The sequence below is a fragment of the Streptomyces akebiae genome, assembly GCF_019599145.1.
In the GTDB taxonomy this organism is placed as follows: Bacteria; Actinomycetota; Actinomycetes; order Streptomycetales; family Streptomycetaceae; genus Streptomyces; species Streptomyces akebiae.
Window position 1 is genome coordinate 1,375,046 of the sequence record NZ_CP080647.1, and the last position, 25,543, is coordinate 1,400,588.

Consider the following 25,543-nt stretch of genomic DNA (forward strand, 5'->3'; position numbering starts at 1 on the left):
TCGTCGTGCCCTACCTGCGGCCGACGCCGCTCGGGGCATTCTGCTGCCCGTGAAGCCGGTGCTCGGCCTGCTCTCGCTCGGCCTGTCCCTTGCGGGTCGGGCGAGGCCCTGCTGGGGCAGTGCCTGCGGAACGCTGCGGCGCCGCGGCGACCGCCTCCTTGGCCGCCTCCATAGCACTTGCCAGCAGATCGTCGGGGATCTGCGCCCCCCGCGCCTGGGCCGTGGTCCGCAGCGCCGCAAGGAAGGCCTCGGCGGTCAGCCCGGCCTGTGGAGACGCCGGCGGTCCGCCAGCGGGTGCCGCTCCGGCGATCCGGTCAGCAGTGGCCCGCGAGTTCGCCGCGATCGTCTGCAGGACTCCCGCTGCCCGTTCCTCGGCCGGGCTGGTCGCGGCAGCCCGCGCGAAGTCCGCGCGGTCCTGCATCCGTTGAGCCTGAGCTGCGAACGTGCTCGCGGTGACCGCCGACCGGTTTCCCTCGGTCGGGGATGGCTGCCGTCGCCGTCCGGCAGCCGCCTGCTCGATCTTCGACGGACCATCCGTCGGCGCCTGGCGACGCCGACGCGGCAGCTGCGGCCCCGCAGCGGCCTGCTCTCCCTCCGCCTTCACCTGCCCGCTGGCAGGCGTCGGCGAGGCTGCGGGAGGCGCGGCCTCCCGGAGTACCCAGTCCCTGTTCGCCTCGCCCCGCACGTAGGCGAAGCCCTCGCCCGCCAGGTGCTGCGGCACCTCGTCGCCGCGGCCCTGCAGGAAGAGCTCGACGCACTCGTTCGCGCGCCGGCCGGCGTCCGTCCGGTTGCCCGGGCGCGCGTTCTCGTGGTTGAGCAGGCTCATCAAGTCCCGGCGGGACAGCCCGCGATCGGGCTGGACGTCGCGCCGTATGGCGGTCCTGACTTCCTCGAACCAGGCCTGGCTCAGCGGCTCGTTGACCGGTTGCCATCGCGGCGCGGGGGCGTTGGCCGTCGGGGTCGCGTCCAGGATGCGCGCCGCTTCGTCAGGCGTGACCAAGACGTTCCGGACGCCTCCCTCGCCCTGGGGCCCGACGACGCCGAGTTCCTCCATGCGTGCCAGCGTGACGTCGGCCAACCACGGCGAGATGCCGTAGTCGTAGCTCAGGTCCAGGGCCAGGGTGTACTCCTTCGCCGCCACCTGCAGCACGACCGCACGGAACCGGTCCGGATCGCCCGCGAGGCTCTCACCAATCGGTGCCGGCTCGGCCTCATCGGCGGAGCGCCCCTCGGGCGATGGCGCTTGCGGTGCCGTCTCCTCTCCCACCGCGGGCGTCTGCTCGGCCGCCTCGTCGACCGCGGATTCATAGCTGCCGAGCGGGGTGCTCACTTCCTCAGGCAGGTGACCGTGAATGTGGCTGATGTGGTCTTCGGCGGCATGGCGCAGTACCCGCAGCAGGTTCCACCGCAGCCCGTTTTGCTGGCCGTTCGCGGCCAGCCGGTTGATCAGAGCCTGAGCCCCGGACGAAATGATCTCCAGCGTTCGAACCCACAGCGCTCGGCCGGTGCCCAGCGTTGTACGGTCCGCCATGAAGCGGCCCACCCCGAGCCAGCCCCTGTTGACGGCCTCGCGCACCGCTGACCACACGGAGGCGATCCGTCGCCACACCGGATGCTGCGCCAGGCTCCCAAGGCGCTCCGAGGCGGCGCCGTAGAGGCGGCCGATCGACTCGACGCTGTTCGACAGCATCGCACGCATACGGCCCTGGTCCTCACCGCCCGTGCTGTTCCCCGTGCCCTGGCGCCGGGCGGCGAGCCGCTCGGAGAACCACTGCCAGGCGCGGCCCAGTTGGTCGGCCAGGTCGATGCGCTGGCCGGCGGGCAGCAGCCCAGTCAACCGGTCTGCTCGGGTCGCGGCGGCCCGGTGAAGGCCCCATACCGCCCGCCAGCCACGCGAGTCCCGCTGGCCCGACCGCTCCAGGCGCCGCGCCAGGTGCATCGCCGCATGGGAGATGGCCCGCGCCGTACGGGCTTCGATCGTCCGGTTGATGCCGTGCGCACGGATGTCGCGAAGGGTCGTCTCCCCGTAGGTCAGCAGCGCCTCCCGGACGGCTCCTCGAAGCTGCTGTCCCGCCTGGCCGATCGATCGGATCATCGTCCATTCGGGGGTGCCCCAGTACTGACCCGCCTCGGCCTCTGCGTTGCCCATCGCCGCTTCGAGCGCGGTGGCGTCACCGGCCTCGACCGCTGGATCCTCCGCCGTCGGCAGGATCGGATCTGCGTCGATGCTCGTGAGGATCTCGGACAGCGCCTGACGTGTGGCGGCGTACTGTTCCCGCAGCCGCTGTTCGTCCTCGGCACTAAAACGCGGCCGCGGTATGGAGGCTTGCGTCTCGGCCGGAGGCTCAGCGCTCCGCAACAGGGCGACGATGTCCTCGAAGTGCCGGTCGAAGTCGTCCTGCCCCGGAACCTCACTTCCCGTGACTGCTTCGGCCGCAGCCATGCGTTCCTCCTCGATCAGGGCCTCGTACTCCCGGTCCACTTCCATCGCTGCCAGTTCCTCAGCGGACACCGGCTCGTCTTCTGCCTCGGTACGGCGGCGAACGCCCTCTTCCGGGTCCGGCTCCCACTCGGCGCTGCTGTAGACGACGCCGTTGACGACCAGGTCATCGCCGATGACGTCCCTGAAGAAGTCGAAGTCGTCGCCTTCCTGCTCCGGCGGCGCCTCCGCGGGGCGTGTGGCGGCTGGTTCGGACTCGGCAGGAGTCTCGGGCTCGGACACGGCAGGGGCCCGATCGGCCACGGTCTCCTGCACCGGCTCGTCCTCTGTCTCCGGCAGCTCGACTGCGCCGACCGTCTCCGGCTCATCCACCGCAGCCGGCCCGGAGCCAGCCACAGCGCCCACCGGGACGGCGTCAGTCTCTGCGGCTGGTGCCTCATACGTCGTCGCCGACTCGATCTCCTCGACAGCGTTCTTCGCCTCATCCGCAGACACCGTCTCGGATGGTCCGCCGACTGTCCTTTGCTCCGAGGGGCGGGCTTCCTTGTAGCGGGTCAGCAGCCAGGAATCGTCGTTCTCAGCGCCGAGGCGTCGTCGAACGTCCTCGGCGGCCTGCGCCCAGGCCCCGTCGTCTTGGCTATCGAGCAGTCGTTGAACGTCCCCGGTGGCCTCCAGGCGCGCGAGCTGCTCTTGCCCTTGGCCGTACACCGCAAGCAGTAGCTGTCGGTCCTCGTCAGACGCGAACGCCCTGCGACTTGCCAAGGACCGCCCGGCCTCCGCGACGGTTGACTGCAAGTTTCGGCAGGCGTCCAGCACGTGGTCCCCTGAGGGAGAAGTGCTCGTAGCCGCGAGAGCCACGCCGCGGAATGCGGTCTGAACGAGGGCCGCCTCGTTGGAGTCGGCGAGACCCGTCTCCTCCTGTAGTTCGTGAGCCTCCGACAAGAGTGACTGGCCCGTGGCTGAAGCTGCCCATGCCTTGTAGCGCTGTTCCGTGACATACAGGTCGGTGAGGAATTCCTCCAGCAGCCTGTACGGCGTCTGCGCCGGAGGGGTGTCCGTGCCCCGTGCTGGGTCCGTGGCCTGCACTCCCGAAGTTGCATCGGGTACGTCCTGGCCAGTCGGGGCGGCGGGCCCGCTCTGGGGGGCCTGTTTGCTCGCCCCTGTGTCGACGCCAGGGGCCGGATCGGTGGCCTCGGCCGCCGCTGGCGCCTGGGGCTGCTGCTCTGGGGCATCGGAGACTTCTTCGGGCCCGGTTGCGGTGTCCGGCTCGGTGGTTGCCGATCCCGCAGCGGAGGGCGCTGTCTGCGGCACGCCTTCCGCCGCCGGTGGCGCGGCCTCTACCGGGGCATCAGCTTGCACGGGAGCGGCAACAGGGTGCGGTCCGTCGGCGGGCACGTCCACGAGCCCGGCCAGCGACTCGGGCAGAAGGAGAGGCTCGACAGTGTCGTCCGGGTCACGGCCGGTCTCCCACGTGTAGGGACGCAGGTCGCCCGGTCCGGCGACGAGGTCTCCCACGAGGGAAACCTCCGTGCCCTCGGTGACGACGGGGCGCTCTCGCACGATGAACGGCAGCCGTTCCTGGGACACACCGGTGATGCAGTCGCCCGGCTTGACCTCGCTAAGGCGGCAGATGCTGTTGCGCCGGTCGGGCAGCACCGCCCTGAGCGCGGTCACCCGCTCCAACGCAGCGATGTCGACGAAGGCCTCCTCCATCGCGCCGAAGTCGATCAGCTGCAACTGCTGCTCTTCCTGGACCCAGTTCTCAGCAGCGCGTATCTGGGCGAGTCGTTCGTCTGCCGTCCCGGTGAGATGAGCCTCCAGGGCTTCCGTCATCACCCGGGCCTGGGCATCTTGGAGGATTCGCCGGACCTCGTCATCGGCTGCCTTCCAGCGGCGAAACTCACCGATGACCTCGAAGCCCCGCTCAGAGCGGGACATCGCGTTTCCGGTCCGCCACGCCGCCGCCACCAGCCGACGCCGTTCCGGCGGCAGGGCCGGCCGGAACCATGCGATGACCTTGGCCAGCGTGAGCCGACCCGCACGGACGGGTGCCATGACGTCGTCGGAAGTTTTGACCTCGATCTCGATGGCGCCGCTTCGCGAATAGGCGCTGGCGAACTCGTTGCCCTCCTCGTTGTAGCCGGGCTCCGAGGGCAGGCGAATCCAGCCCTCGTAGAGCTGAGGGGTCTTCCTCTTCTTCTGATCCATTTCGAAGATCAGCTGGCCGAAGTCGAACGGACTGATCTTCGCCAGTGCCGCGCCGATGTCCCGGTCGGTCAGCGGGTCGGGTGTGCGTTCCTCCTGCGCGGCGGGTGCCGGAGGCTCGCTGGTGTTCTCGGCCTCCGGGGCGGGTGCCGGGGTGTCGACGGTCTGGGCCTGCGCATCGGGCTGCGCCTCGTGGGCGGCGATGAGCGCCCGGAGCCGGGCGTACTGCTCGGTGACCGTCGAGTTGGACAGCTCGGCAATGCGTTCGCGGGCCCGGTCCACCTCCACCTTGACCGGGGCCAGGGCCGCGTCGACGTTCGGCCACATCTGCTGGCCGTCGGGGCTGTACGACGTGCCGGCCAGTCCCATGACCTGCTCCAGGGCGTCCCGTGCGGCGGCGGCCCTGAGCTTGCTGCTGCGCGCGGTGCGCTCGATGGTGTCCACGGCCTCCAGGCAGAGGATCAGGGCCTGGCGAACGAGCGGGTCGGTGAGTTCTGGCAGGCGGTGCGCCTCAGCAAGCTGGGCGTCGAGTTCGGCCAGCTGGTCAGGGTCGTCAGCGCGGGCCTGGATCAGGGTCTCAAAGGCGTTGAAGGCCTCGGCGGCGAGCTGATCGATCTTGGTGCGTAGCTGTTCGGCAGCCTCCGTCACCAGCGTGCTCAGGGCGGAGTCCGACTGCGCGAGCTCGTCTTGTGTGTGCCGGAGGTTCTCCTCGAACTGGGCCCAGGGGTTGTCCTGTTCCCAGACGTCGCGTACCTGGTTGTCGCCGAGGGCCTCGCGCATTTCTCGGGCGAGGTTGGGGATCTCCTTCTTCTGGCCGCGGCGGATTCCTGCTGTGCCGCGCTTTTTGATCTTCTGGTCGTCCCAGGGCAGGGGCGCGATGCCTGCATCTGCGTCCTGTACGGCGGCCGGGGTGGTGGTCTGCTCGTCGACGGGCGTGTTGTCCGCCTGGCCGACGAAGAGGGATGGCTGGTCGGCTCCGTTGAGTGGTTCGCCCGGGTCCTGCAAGGTGGGGGCGGTCGTTTTTCGCTGCTCCTCGGAGCCCGACTCCGGCTGGGTGGTCGGTTCGGTGACGGCCTGCGTCGTGTTCTCGGTGTCGTCGGTCGGCGTGGGGGCGGACGGCTCGGCGGAGACGGGCGCTGGCTGGCGAACCGAGACGGCGGTTTCCTCCTCTGCCGCCTCGGTGACCGCGCGGTCCGGCTGCTGTTCTGGGACGACATCAGCCGGCGGGGCGGTCTCTGTGACCGCGGGGCTCGTTTGGGGCAGTGGCGGCTCGGGGGCGGCGGGGGTCTCGGCAGCGACGGCGGCCGGAGTGGGGGCGGCAGTGATCTCGGCCTGCGGGGTATCCGCGATGTGGCCGATGGAGTGGATCCAGCCGAGGGAGCCGATGTCGAGGCGTTTCCTGGCCCGGGTCACCGTCACATAGGCCAGTCGCAGCTCGTCCTTGCCGGGCAGGACGAGGTCGCCGGTCTTGGTGTCCTCCTTGGGCTGGGGGAAGTCGCCCCAGATCTGCACCACGTCCCATTCGCGGCCCTTGGACTTGTGGGCGGTGGAGACGACCAGCTCCGGGCGGGTCTCCTCGTCGCGTGCTTCCTCCGGGACCAGGTCACGGATCATGTTGATCAGACCCTGAGGCGTATAGCGGTCGACGAGCCGTACGAACATCTGCAGGGTGCGCGCGTCCTCGTCGGATTCGGCGTACTCCTTGACCTCGCTCCAGTTCTCGAAGGCCGACAGCTCAGGGTGCTTGGTTCGGCGGCCCTGTTGGAGATCCCGGGCGGCCCGGGCGATGTCTTCGATGTCCCGGCCGCCGCCGACAAGTGCCACGCGCTTGCCGGCCTCGAATCCCGCGAAGACGGCGGAGATGGCGCCGACGTTGGTCCGGGTCAAGATCGCATCGGGTTCTTCGACGGTGCCGAGGGTCGTATCGAGCGTGGGCGCGCCCTCCAGACGGAGGTCGGACTCCAGGAGGGCGAGGTATTCGTTGCCCACCTCTGCCACAGCAGGGCCGAAGCGCCAGCTCTGCGTCAGGGGCAGGACCACGTCGGCCGGCCAGTCCTGCAGAGCATCGATCGCCCCACGGAATTCGTAAATCGCCTGATTGCTGTCGCCGACGACGATGATCTGGGCGTCCTGGTCCTGGATCACCTTCTTCAAGACGGGATTGATGTCCTGTGCCTCGTCAAAGAAGATCGTGTCGAAGTTCAGGCGCGGCTCCGACAAGGCCCAGATCTTCAGATAGTCGTCATGGTCGAAGAAGATCTTGTTGCTGTTCGGATCCGCGATGTCCGCCCAGGCCCGGCGGGCGTACTCCAGCAGCGTGCGCGCGGCGGGGACGTGTGCCCACTTCTCGCCGAGGTGCTGGCGCCCCAGTTCGGAGTCGGCGCTCTGCCGGTAGCGTCGGATCGCCCCCATCACGATCTTGGCGATCTCCTCGGGACCGACGTACTGGATGTTGCCGTCGCGGTCGCCGACGCGCACCTCGGCGGTGATCCCGAGCGCAGCCGCGACGTCCTTGGGGCGCCGGGCTCCGCTGTTGCGCGAGCCGGCGATGGAAACCTTGTGCCGGTAGGGAGTGTTACGCAGATCCTGCAGTGCGAAGGAGTGGCTCGTCCGGGCGGTGACGTTGCGGCCGAACTTCTGGCCTGCCTCGTCGGCGATGGCCCGGTTGAAGGCGATGTAGCCGATGCGCCGTTCCAGCATTTGGGAAGCGATCATCACCAGCGTGGACGTTTTGCCGGTGCCCGCGAGGGCCTGAACGGCAACGTTCTTGCCTTCCACCGCCGCGGTGATGATCGCCTGCTGTTGGGCCGTGGGCGGGTACTTCCCACTGGCCACGGCCGCAACCGCGCCTTCCTGAGCGTCCCTGGCCGCGAGAAAGGCCCGGACTTCCTCCAGGACCTGCTCCTTCTGTCCGCGCATGCCGTTGTAGCGCCAACGGCCCTTCTCGTACTTGAAGTTGCGATCCCGCTTCAGCAGGTCGCGAAGGCCGTCCTCCGCCGGGGCGCCCGTCGTGCCGGTGACGTAGGTGCCGGTGGCGTCACTGACGATCTTGATCCGGCTCGTCCAGGGTCCTTCGGCCGCCGTCTCCGGCTCGGTCGCCGTCACGCTTTCCTCCTGTTGCTGCTCATCGGCCGGGGCCGTCGGCGCAGGTGCGGGTTCCTGTGCCGGAGCCGATGCGGCTTTCCCCTCTTGCCCGGGGCTGCTGGGGCCGACGTGACCGATGACGATGCGGTCGCCGAGGGCGCCGATCAGGTCCTGCAGGGGCGCGGTCTCTGGCTGGGGCTGGTCGGCGCGCTGCTGGGTATCCCGAGCGGGCACGCCCGCGGAGGGGCCGTTCTGGGCGGCGAGCGGCAGCCGGTCCAGGGCCTGCGCGTAGGGCAGCCGGACGAGTTCCTCCACCTGCTCCCAGGTCAGTCCGCCCTCAAGTGGCAGCAACCGGGCATTGGTGCCATGCAGCAGGTCACGGGGGAACACCGCGTACCCGGTCTTGGAGGTGAGGTTGAGCTCACTCTCCGGGGCGATCAGGACACCGTGCAGTACGTCGCCGTACTGCCGGTCTTCCTCAGCCGCCTGAAGCAGGATCACGGCGTCGGGGACCACGCCTTTGGCGAAAGTGAGGTTGGCGACCACTCCGAACTGAATCTCTGCGTCGTCCGGGGGGCGTTCGTTGTAGCGCGGCAGTGAACGAAGGTGCTCTCGGGTCAGCGGTTCGACGGCGGTACTCAACGCCTCCTGAGAGCCGACGAGTTCCGGCCGGGCTGGAGTGACCCGCTGCGGAGCTTCAGGGGCGGCCTGCTCCGGGCCGGCGGTCATCGCTGTGGAATTCTGCTCCTCGGTCTGGTTCCCCTGATCTGCAGAGACAGGGTTCTCCGTCGGGACGAGCGCCTCCGGCGCGTTCTGGTTGACCTCATCTGCGCCGGTCACGGGCAGGCGCCGCAGCGCTTCCCCATGCGGCAGGCCAACCAGGGACTCGACTTCTGCCCAGGGAATCGGGCGGGAGAGCGGAAGGACCCGGGAGTCGGGCAGGAACAGCAGCTGTTCCGGAGTCCACCGGGCATCCCCGCTGCTGACGACGTGACCGTTCGCCGGCACGATCTGCGCCCCGTACACGAGGGGGGCGTCGCCGAGTTCTTCGTCATCCTCCACTTGTTGCAGCAGCAGAAGCGCGTCGTGAACCTGTCCGTTCCGGAAGGGCAGTGTCGCCAGCACGGCGAGACGGACGTCTTCACTGGGTCGGTGCTCCGGGCCACGGGGCAGCGAGTGCAGGTGCTCTTCTGTCAGGTAGGGGCCGGTGAGCGTGCCGGTCGGGGCGTCGTTGACCGCCTGTGCCGAGGGCTCGGCAGGGTTCCTGTTTCGCGGCGTACTGGTCTTCTGGCTCTCGCTCGCGGCAGATGGTGTCGACGATTCGGGCGGCGGTACGCCGGCTTGGCGGGCTGCGCCTGTTTCGGTGGGCTGATCGGTCGACGCTGCGGACACGGCCGCGTACACCTGCTCGAAGGCATTTCCCGCGTACTGTTCCTCGACGCCCTGACGGTCGTGGCGGAACCAGTCCGGGAACCTGTCTCCTCCTGAGCCTGTTGCCGACAGATCGGCGCTGCTGAGCCAGTCCATGAACAACTGGCGGGCTTCCTCGCGGGATCGCCCGTCCACGAGCAGCGCCCGTAGAGGGTCATCCGCGAGGGCTGCTCGCACCGCTCGTTCCCGGGCGTCGTCGCGCATCGCGGCGGCCCAGCGGGCGCTCTCGGCCTGGGCTTCGGCACGCTTCCGCTCGCGTTCGCTCTCAGCGGGCGAGGCGGCCGGCTGCTCATCGGGGACGGAGGGGCCGGGCTCTTGCGGCGCGGGTTCCACGGCCTGCTCACGCAGCTCCCGGTAGGCACGGGGGCCTGCCAGGTCGAGGACCTCCCGGCGTCCGTCTTCCTTGAGGTAGGTCCACAGCAGGTGTTCCGAGCCGCCATCCGTGATCAGTTCGTCGGCGGCGGCTGCGAAGACAGCGAGGAAGTCGGCCTGTTCGTTGGCGTGCGCGGCATGGATCAGAGCCCGGTTCTCGCTCGCCACGCTCACCAGCCAAGCCGCGACGTCCTCGGGGGCTGGAGCCATGGAGTCACGCAGCAGATCACGGACCGTCCCCTGGATCACCGCGCGTACGGCTGGCGTGTTCCAGGCCGGTGCTACCGAGCTGTCGGGCAGATGCTCGCTGAGCCACGCGTCGACCTCCTCGTCGGACACCAGCGAGTCCGTGAGTTTCGCCGGTCGTACCAGGAGGGGCAGCGCGGTGTGAGCGGGCAGTGTCAGCCCTGGTATATCGGCCGCGAGTAGGTCGGGAACCTCCTGGGCGGCGCCGGTCTGCTCTGCCGGGATGGCGACGTTGACCAGCAAATGCCCTGCAGCACTCCTGGCCGCCACGGTGATCTCAACGCGTCGCTGCTGCACCTCTTCCCGTCGATGCGCAGCCGCGTGTCCGGCGCCCGTGGTGGCGCCTTCTTCCCCGGTCGGAAGGGGAGCCTGCTCGCTCTCAGGTGCGTCGGGCTGCGGTGGGCTGCTCGGAGCCGCGGGGGGCTCTGGTCCGACCGGCTTCGAGAGTTCGCCCGCGGTCTGTGCTGCTGCGAGGGCGGGAGTCCCGAAGATCTCCTGCCAGTCCTCTCCCTGTTGGGCGGTGGCCGTGATACGTGAGGCCAACTGCACGGCGTGCTGCTTCATCGTGCGGAAGTGAGCCATCACCACGGGCGCCCGGTATCGCTCCTCCTCCAGGTTCTGGGCGAGGACCAGGATGGCGCGGGCGAGCTTGGTGCAGCGCTCGACCATGGTGTCGGCCGGATGGGTGAACGGATCGCGTACCAGCCCCACCGGTCCGTCGCACAGTTCCTCCATCGCCAGCCATACCGCCTGGCCGTCCGGTCGGGTCTGCACTCCCTGGTCTGTCAGGCCCCGTCCGATCAGGCGCCGGCCCGCCGGGGTGTCCTTCAGCCCCGACAGTGCCCCGTACATCTCCCAGAAGTCCTGCTGGGCCTCCCCCAACGACGCGTACGGCTCGCCAACGGAGATGACGATCTCGGGCGCCGTCTCCTGCTGGGGCTCCTCCACCATGCGGTAGGAGCGGCCCATGCGGGTCAGCTCGTCCGTCAGATTCCGTACGTGGAGGTCCCGGGTGGGCCGGCTCATGTTCCGCCGCAGGTACCAGAATTGCTGGTTGCGACTCCACCTGAACTTGTGGCGGTCCAGAGCAGCACGCACGGGCGCGTCGGCGTCCTGGCTGGTGGTGCCGCGGACCACCGTGCCCCGGTAGTGGTGCTCGATCTCCAGGGTGGTGCCGGTGGACGGAGCGGCCTGCTGCGGCTCGGGGACGGAGCCGCGTTCGGCGTCGAGCCGCTGACGGCGCTGGGCCACGCCAGCCCGCACGGCAGCGACCGTCTCCGGCCGTGCGGTGGAGGCCCGACAGGCGACCGCGTGTTCGTAGCAATGGCGGACGAGGTCGTCCAGCCGTTTGGCGTCGTCGGGATGACGGTAATCGCTGGCGCGCAGGCTCAGCACCAGGTCGTACGCTGCATGTGCCATCGCCGTCACACGCCGGTTGACCTCGTCCAGGGTCTCGGCGGCTACCGTGACGAAATCGACCGCGTACTGGGCGTCCCGGGCCGCGTCGAGGGCCGCGCGCGCGGCGGATTCCTCAGGCGTGCTGTCGAGGAGCGCCTTGGCGGTGTCGCTCGCCATCCACCAGTTCCACGCGGATTCTGCCTTGTTGGCTCCGCCGACGAAGGCGTCGGGATCCTCGTACGGGGGCTGTTCCAAGCCCAACTCGTGGGCTGCGAGGCGCTGGTGGTGCTGGAAGGTCTTGCGGGCCAGGTCCCGCAGCGCGTACCTGCTGACTCCGTCCCCGGCAGCCTCGGCCTCCTGCGCGGCGCCGAGGGCGTAGGAGGTGACCTCCATCCAGTCGGTCAGGGCTGAGGCGACCGTGTCGTGCGGCCGGTGCAGCATGAGCATGGCGCCGCGCAACTGGTCCGAGTACGGACCGCCGTGGTCGTCGTAGGCGTGCGGCCACTTCGGGAAGCCGTCGAAGATGTCAGACAGTGCACGGCCGATCTCGGCGCTGTCCTGGTACCAGGGAGCTGTCAACCGGAGCGGGTCGTGGTGGTGCAGGACGGCAGGGTCGTCGTTGGCGAGATCAGCTGCGTGCATGAGCAGGTCGGCGAGGTCGGCTCGTCGTGCCTGCATGCGGGCAAGGTGACGCTCCGTGTACTGGGCGGCCTTCTGGGCCGCTGTGCTCACGTCGTGACGGGGGTCGTCGGCGAGCTGCACGGCGGCCTCGGCGAGGCGGTCGTAGAGGGTGAACACCTCGGCAGGCGTGCGCGGTTGACTCTCGATCACCGCCGCGGTTGCTGCGGCGGCCTCGTGGCGTACTGCCGCCGGGGCCGGGGTGTCGCTCTCGTGTCGTACGAGGACCTGCCGGAACTGCTCGGCGGCCAAACCCACGTAGTGGCGCCCACCGGCCAGTTCCGCGGCGTCCGCGTAGCCTTCGAGCACGATCGCGAGGTTCGCCACCTGGGGCAGCACGGAGCCGAGGACGTCCTCTGTCCCTTCCACCGGGGTCACCAGCGCGGTGGAGGATGTAGACACGGGAGTCTCGGCCTCGTGATCCGGCTCCGGTGAGTGGGCGGCGCTGGCCTCTGGTTGCGGTTCCGGCACAGTCGCAGCGGCGGAAGAAGGCGCCGGGGTGCCCGGTTGTGCCGTGGCCAGCTGAACGGAGAACCGGTCGCCGCCGGGGCCGGAAACCACGAGGCCGTCCTCGGTCTCTTCCAGGTCCGTGCCGTCGGCGGCGAGTTGAGCCAGGCCAGCCGCGAGGTCACGGCCACTGACCGGACCGACGAGGAGGCCCTTGGGCCCGGCGACGGTGTATTCGTCCCACGGGAGGATGCCGGGGATGAATTCCAGGGCGTCTTCGTCGAGCGTGAGGGGTTCCGGGGAGCTGGCCCACTGCTGGTAGGCGTCGCTGCTGGGGTCCTCCACGGTGCTGCGGTACCGGGCTGCGTGGTCGCGCAGTGCGGTGTATATCTCCCAGTTGCCCTCGGTGCTCCGGCCGTCTTCTCGCTCCCACTGTTCGACCACGGCACGGCATTGGTCGGCGAAGCGCTGAAGGTGCGTCCACTCGGGTGCCAAGTCCATGCCGAGCAGGCGGGCGATCCGGCCCGTCCGGCTGGCGGCTATCGCGGTTTCGGCTGCCGCGGCCAGGGCGTCCGCTCGCTCTCCTGTCGCGAGGCGCCGGGCGTTGTCCGCCGACCAGCGGCCGTAGGCGGACAGGGCCACCTGCTCGGCGGCCCAGTACTCGGACCGGTCGGTGTAGGGCGCGTTCGGCGCGCGCCAGGGTCGCTGGGCGTTGGCGGCTGGGGTCGTCGCCGGGGCCGGCTCCGCATCGTCTGTGCTCTCGGGGGTTTCCCGTGCTGCACGGGCGCTGTCCGCACGGTGCGCGCTGCCCTGATCGTCGCCTCCTGCCACCGGCGGGTTCTCGGTCGGCTCGGCTACGGGCGTGGATGCCGCGTCACCTGGTGTCTCTTCCGCTGCGCGTGTGCGGGGTCGCGGTGGGGCATCGGCCACTTCGGCGTCGGCCGCGACTTCCTGCGGTGTTCGGGATTCCGGCTGGGGCCGGTCGGCCGTGTCCGGGTGGGCCCAAGAGGAGGTCTCATAGAAGCGCACCCGCATCGCCTGTCGGAAGGCGGCTTCGATTTCATCACTGGTCAGGGTGGCTTTCAACGCCGCTGCCGGGCCGTCGAGTTGGTCGGTCAACCAGGCGTCGAAGAGGTCACCGGCCTGGCTGCCGCTGGCGCGCAGGGCACGCTGTGCGTCTTGGATGAGCTGGTCGATGGCCGCCTCGTGTGCCTGGGCGACGCCGGCAGGGAACTCCTTGGTAAGCGGTGTGACCTTCACCGACCCGATGGGGCCGGTTATCACCACCGCGCCCGTGGCGTCCGGTTCGACAGCTACGTCCGACCCTTCGTGGCCGAGCTGCACAACGATGTCGTTGAGGAACGTGCCGCGCGAGTCGCTGAGCGTCCCGCCGTTCATCGTGTGCTGGTACCAGCGCTCCCGGTCGAACGGTCCGCTGGCATCGTGCGCCGGTGCCGCTGGGCGCGCTGGAGAGGGATCGGCGAGTGCTGGCGTCTGCGGCGTGGAGCGCAGCACGTGCTTCAGCGGTGCGGCGCGCAGGGTGTGCTCGTTGGCGGCCCGTGACACCTGCTCGGTACGGTCCCGCATCGCTCGCCCGGCCTCGTTGGGCTTGAACATGGGGGAGTCCAGGTGGGAGAGGAACTCCTCGCTGGTGCGCGCGAGATCACGGCAGAGGTCCAGGGCCCAAGGGTCGCTTCCGGTCTCAGCGCCCTCGGATGCTGCCGCACGCGCGTCCCGCACAGCGTGGGCCAGTGCGAGTCCGGCTTCCTCCATCTGGCGGGCCAGCTCTTGGCCACGGCCGCCCATCCCGTTGACGACGTCGAGGTTCTGCCAGGCGCCGAAGGCGGCCAGCACTGCGTCTTCACCTGCCTCGGCGGCGGCTTCATCGGCGTACGGCGGCGGGTCCGAGGCGAAGCGGCCAGGTCCTGCGCCCGCAGCCGGCCCGCTGTGTGCCGACGTTCCGGCCCCGGAGCCGGCGGACGGGGCAGTGGGGCTGCCCCCAGCACCCGCGCCGTCGGCCAATGCGTCCAGAAGGCCGCGGGTGGTGTCACTCAGGTCGGCAGGCGTGATGCTGGCCGGATCGACCTCTACCCAGCCGTCGGTGGAGCCACCAGCCAGGACCATGGCGTCGTGGACGGCTGCATCGACCAGGTCGGCGCCGGGTTCGGTGACCCCCGCGTCGTGGACTTCCGGCTCGTTCGCTTCCGGGGGTCCCTGCACGCCGAGGGCTTTGGTCAGCTTGCGGTGCTGGGCCTCGATCTCGTCGAGTTCAGCTTGCTGCGGGAAGGGCTTGCCGACCAGTTCCTTAGCACGCGCGATGTTCGTCTCGATACGGGCGATGTGCTCCTGCGCTTTGGCGTGGACGGTTTCCAGGGTGTCCAGCGTGTTCTCCAGGCGTCGGATCAGACCGACGCGGTCCTGGTTGGCCAGTCCGCTCGCGGTCAGCCGCACCTCGTCGACGGGAGCGCCCTGGAAGGCGACCTCGACATACATGCCCTCGAAGGAACGCCGTGTGACGGCAAAGACCGGGAAGCCGCCCAACTCGCCGACGACGGCGTCCTGCTGCATGCCGGTGCCGACCGACGAGCGGGCAAGCCGTTCCAGCCGCTGGGCCAGCGCCTCGCCGGCCTCGCGGCGTTCGTCGAATGTGCGGCCGCCGACCGTCATGGTGAAGGCGTCGCCGCGGGTGTCGGTGCGCCGCTGCATGGCGGTCGCGGCCTCCTGCATGCGGGCCCTGAGGTCTTTGACGCGCCGCTGCCCCTGCTCGCCCGTGATCTGGTACGCGAACTGCTCGTCGTGCCACATCTGCTGTTCCAGGCGTAGCTTGGCGAGCCGGCCCTCGACGCGCTCCAGCTGTTCGAGTTCGGGCTTGTCCGCGGCGACGGCGAACATGACGCCGGCGGGGATGCGGCCGTCGTCGCCGTCCTCGGCGGCTTCCAGGATGCGGCTGGTGTCGTTGACGTCGAGGATGGCCTCTGCGAACGCCTGCTTGGTGGCGACCTTCTGCCACAGGAAGGGGTCGTAGGACTTCTTCGTGACGATGGCGGTGTGGTGGATCGCCTTGTTCTGGTTGCCCTGGCGCTTTCCTCGCCCAAGGCTCTGGATGATCGGTGTGGCCTTCCACGTGGGGTCGATCTGCATCACGTGGATGACGCGCTTTTGCAGGTTGCGGCCGGTGCCCAGGCCGGAGCGGCTGCCGACCAGCACGGCGACCCGTCCTTCGCGGGCGTCCTTGTCGAGCCGGGCTTTCTGCTGCGGGTTCTTCGCTTCTTGGTCGAAGCGGATGAGGCTGCCCGGCATGCCGCGGGCGGTCAGTGCCTCGCGCAGCGCCTCGTAGAAGACGAACTCCTTGTCCGGGCCGGGCACGCCGAGGTCGCAGAAGGCGAGTTGCAGGCTGCCGCGGTTGGTTTCCTCGTTGCCGTCGTCGTCGTAGTAGACGTCGTCCTTGTGCAGTTGCCACAGCCGGAACAGTTCGTCGGCGGCGACGTCGACCTTCTGGGCTTCGTCGGTGGACTTGTTGACCAGGCGCACGTCGAGCGAGGCCAGGCGCCCGTCGGTGGAGATCCACAGGGTGTTGTCCTCGACCCGCTTGCCCTTGCGGTTGAACTTCAGGTCGGGCTGGCCGAGGCGGATGCTCATCATGCGCTGGCCGAGCTGTTGCATCACCTGGCGCAGTTCCGGGGAGGCCTCGGCTTCCAGGATTCGCATCTCCCCGCCGATGATGGCGGGCTCACCGAGTTGGAGATCGCGCTTGAGTTTGACGTCGGCAATGCTGAACAGCACGCGCTTGAGCTCGGTCTGGTTGACGTACCGGGCGTAGCGGGCGCGGGTGGAGAAGGAGTTGCCGTCCGGGCTCATCTCGACCCGGTTGACGGGCTGGATGAAGGTGGAGACGAACTGGTCGTCCTCCTCGATGCCCCACTCGTCGCGCAGCAGGTCGGGGGCGTTGTACTTGATGGCGGTCAGGATCTCCATCGGGCTGTTGTCCACCGGCGTGGCGGTGGCCTGGGTCGTCACCCGGCCGCCGTAGTTCTTGCGCAGGTAGGACAGTTTCATGTCCATGTCTGCGGTGATCTGGTTGCCTTCGAGGGCGAGTTCGCGGATGGAGGAGATCACCCGGAGGTTTTTCAGGGTGTGGGCTTCGTCGTAGAAGATGTAGGTGGAGCCGGTCCGTTCGAACTCCACACCCGAGTCGCCCGGGGTCTTGAGTTCGTCCTCGATCCGCCCCTTCAAGGTGGCGATCTGGTTCTCGATGTCCTTGACGGTGTACTTGTCGCCGCCGTCGGCGTTGTCCAGGTGCGCCTCCAGGCGCTTGACCTCCTGGTTGATGTAGTCCAGGCGAGCCGCTTTGGACATCGGGATCTTTTTGAACGCGGTGTGGCTGATGATGACCGCGTCCCAGTTACCGGTCGACCAGCGGGCGACGAACTGGTGACGGCGCTCCCCGGTGAGGTCGGAGGAGTCCGCGACGAGGATCCGGGCCCGGGGGTAGGCCTGGAGGAACTCGCGCTGGAACTGCCCCAGGACACCCTTGGGTACGGCGTAGACAGGCTTCTTGGCCAGGCCCAGGCGGGTCAGTTCCATCCCGCCGACGATCATTGAGAGGGTCTTGCCGGCGCCGGTGCCGTGGTAGAGACCGACTCCGTGCTTGGAGGCACGGATCCGGGCGACCGCCGCTTTCTGGTGGGGGTGCAGGGTGTAGGCCTTGGACAGTCCCGGGGCCGTGATCTCAACGCCGTTGTAGTTCGGGGGGACGATGGCGTTGTAGCGGTGGTTGTAGTACCTCAGGAGGATTTCAGCCCGGTCGGGGTCTTCCCAGAGCCACATCCGGAAGCGGTCATCCAGCTGCTTGGACTTGGCCAGGGCAAACGCTGTTGCCTTCTGGTCGGTCACCACCGGGCCGTCGGGGGGCAGTTTCTTGGTGACGACGATTTCCTGGTTGTTGAGCAGGTTGCTGGCCAGGGCCTGGGCCGAGCGGGCCTGGGTACCCCAGACGGTGCGGGCCATCAGGCTGCTCGCGTCGCCGCCCTTGACGCTCCAGCGGGCGCCGAGGTTGCTGACCTGGATGTCGTCGTCTTCCAGGATCTCGCGCAGGAACTGCTGCACGTACTTGGCGCCGATCCAGGCGGCGCCGAGCCGGCTCTCGATCTCGGCAGGCTGCAGGTCGCGGGGAATGACCTCGCGCAGGGCGTCGACGTTGACGGCGTATTTGGGGTCTTTGGCCGCGGCCTTCTCGGCCGCGGCGAGCTTGCGGCGGACGTTGCCCGACAGGTACTCCATGCGGCGGACCAGACCGCCGTCCGGGTCGTCGTAGACGAGGGTGCCCAGTGCCTCGCGCGCCGCCTGTTCGCTGTCCAAGCCGAGCAGAGCAGCCACCGCATCAAGGCGGATCTCGTTGTGCTGGTCCCAGCAGATCAGCGCGGCGTCTTCCGGGCTGTCCGCACGGGTCAGCGGATCCGGTGGGGCGACGACCCGCTTGGCGAACAGGTCGGCCTTCTTCGCCGTCTGTGTGTCCTCGTCGAAATTCTCCAGCGCGAAGACGTAGGGGGCGAAGGGGTCGTTGCGGAACCCGCCCATGCGCGGGTAGGTCCGGCGCTCGGTTGCGTCGTCGTCCTGTGGCGCCTCGGTGGAGGGGCGGTTACTGACTTTGAAGCGGTTGATCGGGCCGAACCGGGCCGCGTAGGCGTCGTAGCGGCGGTTGAGTTCGGCCCGCAGCTGCGTCATACGCGGGGTGGTGAGGTGGTTCTCGGACTCCTCATCGAGCAGGGCCACCGCGATGTCGCGTAGGCCGATCAGCTCGCGCAGTTCCCGGGCCTGTGTCTTAGCGGGCACGTGCGGAACGGGCCGGCCGTTGCGGATCTCGGTGAAGGTGCCCTCGGGGCCGAGTTCCAGCAGCCCGTCGTACTTTTCCAGCGTCCCGTGGAAGACCATGCGCTCGGTGAAGGTGCGGCCCGTCTCCTGGGCGCGCTGTGCCACCTGGTCCAGGGCGGCGGCAAGGGCGGTGTCCACCGGCTGGTCCGCTTGGACGACGAGATCGGGGCCGTGCCGGACGATGTCGGCTTTGGGTGTGCCGAGCACCATCTCCGGGTGCTGCACGAAGTAGTTGTTGATCTCGATGGGCTGCGGTGCCACACCGGTCCGGGATCCGGGCAAGACGGTCGGCTCGATGTCCAGCCAGTCGGCTTCGGCCGGTGGCTCACCGTCAGCCCGACGCCGGAAGACGAGCATGTCGGTCACGACCGGTGTGCCGGCGGCCTCCTGGTGGGCTCCGCTCGGCAGCCGGACCGCACCCAGGAGATCACCGAGGGCGGCCATCCGCTCCCGGGCCTCCTGGTGGGTCTGGTCGGTGCCGTCGAGGGTGTAGCGGCTGGTGATCAGAACGACGATGCCGCCGGGCCGGGTGAACTCCAGGCTCTTGAGGATGAAGTGGTTGTGGATCGAGTGGCGCCGACCGGGGTTGTACTTCGAGTCCCGGACCTTGTACTTGCCGAACGGGACGTTGCCGACCACGACATCGAAGTCCTCCTCCGGTGGCCGGGTGTCGGCGAAGGACTCGGTGAGGATCTGCGCGTCCGGGTAGAGGGCGCGGGCGACGGCCGCGGTGATGGGGTCGACCTCCACGCCGACGATCTCCGCGTCGGTGGGGGCATCTGCAAGGAAGCGCCCAGCGCCCACGCCGGGTTCCAGCACCCGCAGTTTCGCTCCGGCTGGGACGCCGAACCGCTGCAGGGCCTGCCAGACGACCCGGGCGTAGGCCGGATCGGTGTAGTGCGCGTTCAGGGTCGAGGCCCGGGCCTTGGCGTACTCGTCGTCCGACAGGACTTCGCGCAGGTGGGCGCGTTCGGCCGCGAACGTGGCGGCGAACTTCTTGCGCTCGTCGAACAGGTACGGGGTGGCGCCCCAGCCCGTCCACTGCTGGAGCACCTGCCGCTCGGCCTCGGTGGTCGGCCGGTTCTCCGCCCGCAGCCGCAGGACGACGTGTACGGCCGCGATGTTCGCGGCGACCCGCTCCCGCTCCGTACGCGGCCCAGTCCGTGTTATTCCTGGTCCGGCTCCACGTCCAGGAGCACCCTCTCCCGAAGCACTTCGCCCTCCGCCTCCAGCCGGGAGGTGTTCAGCCGCTGCAGGCGCTGCAGGTAGCCCTCCCCTTCCGGCTCCTGGCCCGCCAGCGCCCGGGCCCGCGTCTCGATCTCCGTGGCGATCTCCTCCCCGAGTGCCGTGAAGAACTCCTCCGGGTTCTCCAACTCCGCGAACGCCTGGGGCTTGTTCTCCTTCCAGTGCGTCATCGCCTGCTCGCCGTACCGATTCATCCTCGAACTCCCCTGCCGACTCAGCACTGTTGGACCTGGTGGACGGGGTCGGGTGCCCCGCCTCATCCTCTCCCGCCGCCGGGCCGTCCGGGCGTGCCGCAGCCCCTCCCCGCGCCGGAGGATCCTGGGCGTCGAAGTCCAGGCCGGGCAGGAAGCCGCTGTCGTTGATCGAATTGTCGTCGGCGGGCTGCTGCGGTGTACTCAACGCCTGCTCCCAACGTCGAAAAGGGCAGTTGCGTGCATCAGGGCCCAAGGGGGCTGCTCGTGGGCTGGGTCAGACGGGGGGTGGCGGTGCGGCGAGACCAGGGGGTGCGCCGTCCGGGGAAGGCTCGGCGGGTGGGCGTATGAGCTTGCGGAGCACGAGCTGTTCGGCCTCGTCCATGACCGCAAGGAGCCGGACGGAGCGCTGTTCGCCGGTCTCACCGCCGACGGGCGTGCCTGCGAGGACCATCGCGTCCGTCAGTTCCCCGGCTTGCCGCTCGGCCTTCTCCCCGAGACGGGTGAAGTACGCCAGCGGGTCCGGCAGCATCCCGTACTGGCCGGGCAGATGCTCACGCCAGTGGGCCAGAGCGGCGCGCCCGTAGCTGTTCATGACCATGTCTGACTCTCGGCTGGTGTCGTCATTTGCTGCCGTCCTCGTCGGAATCGGGCCGGTCTTCGTCAGGTGGGCCTGGTGCATCGCCGTCGGGATCGGGGCCTCCGGCGGCCAGGAGCAGGGAGAGGTATTCCGCGTCTTCGCCCCAGGGGGCATCACGGTGGCGGGCCCGGTGCTGGCCGTTTCGGCATGAGCCCAGCCAGAACCGGCCCATGCGCTCCACCGCCCGGGCAAGGGCGTCTTGCCACAGATATGGCGCCGACCCCCCGTCCTCCCCGCTCGCGTACGCCGACTCGTGGGAGGTCCACAACGCCGTAAGCTCTTCGACGACCGCGCCGTGCTTCCACCAGCACTGGCGCGGCAGCTGATCCGTGGTCATCTCGTACCGGTCGGCGACCCAGATCACCCAGCGGACGAACTTCGGCCAGAGCACGGCGCGTTCTTCGGCGTCGAGTTCGTCCCAGCGCACCGGGGCGCCGACCGGGCGTTCCTTTTCGCCGTCGGCCTCCCCGCTGCCGGATCCTCCCGCCGCCAGCTGCTCCTCCAGCAGCTTGACGCGCTCGCTCAGGAGCACCTGCTCGGCGTTGATGTTGGTGAGTTCGGCGAAGATGTCATCGAAGCCGCTAGCCATGTCCGCCCGCCTTTTCCAGCCGGACGCGGTCGTCGACCATCTCGTGGGCCCTGCGGGTGGCTTCCTTGATCTCCGCCGCCCGTGGCCCCTCGTGGGCTCGGACGAACGTGACGAGGGTGGCGGGAGTTCGGCGGTGGAACACCATGCCCCCGCGCTCCGGGATCATCCGGATCGTGGCCGGCTCGACGACGGCGCGGCGGCGGACCGACGTCGACACCGAGACCCGGTCTCCGTCGTCGGATACGGTCTCCACGTCCTCGTCGAATTCACCCGCGAGCGAGCTGTAGGACTTCAGCTCTTCGGGGTCGCTGATACCGCCCAGGAAGACCTTCACGGTGCCGCTGGCGAACATTTTCCGCACGCCCAAGGCGCCCCAGCGTTCCTCTGCCTGGGCATAGCCCTGAAGCACGGCCATGATGAAGATGTTCTGTGAGCCGCTGACGCTCATGAGGCTCGGAATTTCCGGCAGGGGGGCTACGTTGGCCAGCTCATCCAGGAAGCAGCCAAGCGGAATCGGAAGACGCCCGTTAGGGCTGCGGGCCGCAACCCTCTTGGCGGTGTCGAACATCGCTTTGGCGAACGCTGCGTTCAGCGGTGCCAAGGCACTTCCCTCTTCGTCCTCACCGATCAGGAAAAGCGTTCCTGACTGCCTGAGGTACGTCTCGATGTCGAAGACTTCCACGTCCCCCTGGGGGGCGAAGATCTCGGCGACCTTCTCGTCGTAGAGCGCGATGAAGCTCTGCTCCGCGGTCCTCCAGGTGGCGGAACGTTCCTCCTCGGCCGCCGCGTGCTGGCCGGCGAGCGCGGCGGCGAGGAGGTGCTTGCCCTTCGCTGCCAGAAGGTCGACGGCCTCGCGGTTGTCGGGGTCCGTCGCCCAGGCCAGCACGTCGAGGACTGGACGGTTGTGGAGGGCTGCAGCATGCAGCCAGCAGGTAATAAGGGTTTTCGCGTTGAGCGCGAAATAACCGCCATTCTTTGTCCCTTCTTCCGTTTTCGTGGTAGCAGCTAGGGTCTCCGCCCGCTTTCGCGCTACCTGGTATTCCTCGCACCCCTGCGTCAGCGGCCAGCGCAGCTGATTCGGCCAGCCGGATAGACCTGTCGGGTCCAACACCCAGACAGGACCGTGTTCTTGCCGCAGAAGCGCGGTGTTGTACAGGACGTCTGTCTTGCTGCTGGTCGCGAGGACCGTTCCACGGAATTCGAGGATCTCGGGAAGGATGATCTGGGAGGTCTTTCCCTCGCGTGGCGGGGCGACAAGGATCATGGATTCCTCGATAGTGATCCACAGGTGGATTTCCGAGGGGTCGGCGCTTCCGATGTAGACGGCGACGTCGCGGATGGTGATGGCCTTAGGGTTCCGCTCGGCGAGCGTGGGGCGCAGGGACCCGGCACGGGACAGGGCCTGCTGCTCGCCCATGGCCTTCTCCAGCTGGGCCCGGGTGGCCATCCCGTCGGCACCGTCGGCGCCACGGTGCTTCCACCACCAGTACGTCTTCCACGCGCCCCAGACAGCGCCGGCGAGCAAAACGAGGAAGGTGGGCCAGAACACGAAGGGGCCGGCCACACCCGCGCTGGGCGGCCAGGCTGCCGAGGGGTCACCGGGGTGCCGGAAGACGGCCACAACCGCTTTGCCCGCCGAGTCCCAGCTGATGGCGGCGGGCCGTCCGTGAGCGAGGACTCCGGACACCAGCGCGGTCAGCCACAGCAGCGCGGTGAGCACGAACGCCGCGATCAGGGGAATGATCCACACGGTGTCGCGCCCGAGGCGCAGGCGGGCCGCGGTCTTGGGAGTGGCGGCCTTCGGCATCATGCCGCAGCCCCCTTGTGGAGGGGGATAATGGGCGCCGAGGCCTGACCACCGCGGCCGTCCGCGGACTCGCGAGGCCCTGTCTCGGACATCCGGCGGTTGGTGTCCGTCAGGCGGACCTCCAGCGGTGTCCGGATGTGTTCCACAAGATTGATCCGCGAGCCCACCTGCCAGATGCCCCGCCCTGGCGCACACACGTTGGATCCGTCCGCCAGCGCCTTGCGCGCCCAGTCGGGAAGTCCCAGGTAGTCGGCCGTGGTCTCGGCCTCGTCCCGGTCCATGTGATACAGGACCCGGGTCGCGGTCAATTTCAGGATGGCCGCTGCCTCAGGAGCCTGGTCGAGCAGCAAATCCCCCAGGTGGTGCAGGACCGCCCAGAAGGACAGGCCCAGCCGCCTGCCGTACCTGACCAGCTCCTCAAACAGCCTCGCGACCGGCCGGTGGGAGAGGATGTGCCACGCTTCCTCAACGATCAAGGTTCTTTTGATCCGGTCGTTCGCCTTGATCCAGCCGAACCTCAACCAGGGCCCGATGACCGCCATCAGCAGCGGCATGGCCTCGCCCTCGCGTGGCAGCCTCGTCAAATCGAAGATGATCAAACGGGCATCGAGATCGATACCAGGAGTCGTCGGCCCGTCGAACATGCCCGACAAGTCCCTGCTGGGATTGCACAGCTCGTCCAGGGCCAGTGCCGCAGGCTGCCCCCACTCCACCAACTCCTCGGGAGTGACCGGCTGTTGTCCGAGGAGGGTCGGCTCCGGAGCGGTCAGGGCGTCCAGGACGTCGGAGAGGATCACCACACGCTGCTGCTCGCGCGCGGCGGCGGTTGCCGTCTTATGCGCCTCGGCCAGGGCGAACTTGGTCTGGGAGGAGATGGTGCCGGTGAGAATCTCCATCATGGACACCAGCACCTTGAACTGATGCTCGGCAGGCACCCGGGGGTCGAGCGGGTTGATCCGCACCCCTTCACCAGCGTCGCCCGCACCGTAGACCAGGCGGATCGGCGTGATGCCCAACTGCCGGGCAATGCCGTCCCACTCGCCGGCGCCGTCTTCACCCTGCGCGTCGAGAACGGCGAAGTTCCGGTCCCTGAAGCGAAGTTGGCGCAGGACGTAGGTCTTCTCCAAGGCGGACTTGCCGTATCCGCTCTTACCCAAGATCAGCGCATGTCCGCTGGCAAGCCTGACGCGTGCCCGCGGGTTGTACAAGATGAACGGGTCGTAGATGTACGCCTTGCCGCTGTAGGCCTCCCGGCCGATGATCACGCCACGAGGGTCCATGCTGGCGGCACCGACCGCCGGGTAGAGACCGCAGGCGTGGCTGGTGGTCGAGCGCATGGCCCGGCGTCGGGTCTGTGACTGCCGCCGCAGCATCTCCAGCATCGCTACAGCCCTTCCTTCAGGAGCCCAGCGGTGAAGGGCAGGGTGTTGGCGAAGGCCCTGTAGTGCTCGCCGTCGCACCACTCCAGGCGCAGGCCAGCGCGGGTGGCGCCGGCGCGGACGGTGTCGGCATCCCGGCGCAGGGTATCGAGGGTGGGGGAAGTGACAGTGATCCAAGCTGCAAGCCGCGTGCCTGCCGCGCCGTCGGCGATGTCCCGCATGGTGCTCAGCGAGGCGCGCTGGGCTTTCTGCTCCCGCGGATCCTCGATGCGTCCGGCCTTCTTGTCCGCCTGGCCCAGCTCGTTGGTGGCGTCCGCCATTGCCTCGGTGATGGCCTGGTCGGTGCTGACGAGGTCCATGACCACGGACACCGACAGGATGATGTCCTGGATGTAGAGCAGGACGGGCGCGAGGAAGTTGATGCCGACCGGGAGCACGGGCAGTTCCTTCACCCAGGCGGTCATCGAGTACCAGTTGTCCTCGGAGGCCTCCCAGCTGCGGGAGGCCATGTACTTCTTGTTCCGGGCATCGAGTACGGCCGGCCAGCACGTGACCCGGTCCATCCCGGTGGTGTCGTCGATCCAGTGGCTGGGGTCGTACGAGTGATGCAGGTAGGAGGCCAGTCCGGCTTCGTCGAAGTTGCGCACGTGGCGCAGCTGTCCGCGTCCCAGCGTGCGGATGAAGCTCTCGATCTCCTGCCCGAGAGTGATCGCGTAGCCCTCGTGGAGGGTGTTGTAGCGGCGGGCCTCAGCGACCAGGTCGGAGGTGTAGGGGATGCCCACCGCAAGCAGCAGCCGGCGGTCCTCCGCTGTGACGGCGACGCGTCGGATCAGGTCGTCGTACGACTGCTGCAGCCACGACGGGCTGTCGGTGTCGCGGCGGTCGGCGGCGTCCCGGGCGTGGGCGTTGGGGTCCGTGGGGATGACCCTGCTGATCCACTGCAGGCGGCGGATCCGGCCTCCGCTGTCGGCCGTGGTCTTGAGCAGGTGCTCGTAGGCCCGGACCAGCGCCTCTTTGTCCGCGGTGTCGAGGCTGCCGAAGTCGCGCTGGCCTTCCACCTCGACAACGGCCGTGAACATCAGCTCGTCCGGCTGCAGCACGATCGCGATCTCGCCGAAGGCGGTACGTGCCGTGATCCACTGCATGTTCCGGGGCACGCCGACTGGCACGTCGACGGGGACACGGCGGCCGTCGGCGAATCGGCCTGCGTACGGCGCCTTCGACTTGTACAGCAACGAGCCGTCACGCAGCAGCTTCTTGTAGGTCCGGTTGATCTCGAACCACCGGACGTAGGTCCGCCCCTTGTACGGCGCCAGGGTCGCCCAGACGCAGGTTCCCGCGATCAGCACGAAGCTGACGATCTTCACCGCGATGCCCGCGAGGATCCAGGCCGCGAGGAGTCCGCCGACGAGCCCGGCTCCCAATACGAGCTGCTCATCGGCTTCGAGCTTCCTGCCGAGCAGTCCGCGAGGCCTCGGCCGGGGGTATGTGAAGGTGCGTGCCACAACTACTCCTGGTCG

Annotated in this window: 7 protein-coding genes; all 7 read right to left on the reverse strand. The window is 68.8% G+C overall.

What is annotated here, in order from left to right; genetic code table 11:
* Positions 1-10: 10 nt before the first annotated feature.
* The 7 genes from K1J60_RS06110 to K1J60_RS06140 all read right to left on the reverse strand — a co-directional run bounded on the left by K1J60_RS06110 (position 11) and on the right by K1J60_RS06140 (position 25,528).
* Positions 11-19,225 (reverse strand): UvrD-helicase domain-containing protein, encoded by a 19,215-nt coding sequence (locus K1J60_RS06110; protein ID WP_220645272.1) that lies wholly within the window; start codon positions 19,223-19,225, stop codon positions 11-13.
* A 113-nt stretch (positions 19,226-19,338) separates the two neighbouring features.
* On the reverse strand, positions 19,339-19,611 hold the full coding sequence (locus K1J60_RS06115) for a hypothetical protein (protein ID WP_220645273.1): 273 nt from the start codon (positions 19,609-19,611) through the stop codon (positions 19,339-19,341).
* 274 nt (positions 19,612-19,885) lie between these two features.
* Entirely contained in the window at positions 19,886-20,203 is a 318-nt protein-coding gene (locus K1J60_RS06120; RefSeq protein ID WP_220645274.1) for a hypothetical protein, read from the reverse strand.
* 28 nt (positions 20,204-20,231) lie between these two features.
* Entirely contained in the window at positions 20,232-20,837 is a 606-nt protein-coding gene (locus K1J60_RS06125; protein WP_220645275.1) for a hypothetical protein, read from the reverse strand.
* Positions 20,830-22,647, reverse strand: a complete 1,818-nt coding sequence (locus K1J60_RS06130) for a type IV secretory system conjugative DNA transfer family protein (protein ID WP_220645276.1) — start codon at positions 22,645-22,647, stop codon at positions 20,830-20,832. Before K1J60_RS06130 ends, K1J60_RS06125 begins: the two co-directional genes overlap by 8 nt.
* Positions 22,644-24,026, reverse strand: a complete 1,383-nt coding sequence (locus tag K1J60_RS06135) for an ATP/GTP-binding protein (protein ID WP_220645277.1) — start codon at positions 24,024-24,026, stop codon at positions 22,644-22,646. The genes K1J60_RS06130 and K1J60_RS06135 overlap by 4 nt, the downstream gene beginning before the upstream one ends.
* Before the next feature lie 2 nt (positions 24,027-24,028).
* Entirely contained in the window at positions 24,029-25,528 is a 1,500-nt protein-coding gene (locus K1J60_RS06140) for an SCO6880 family protein (protein ID WP_259407574.1), read from the reverse strand.
* Positions 25,529-25,543: the final 15 nt, after the last annotated feature.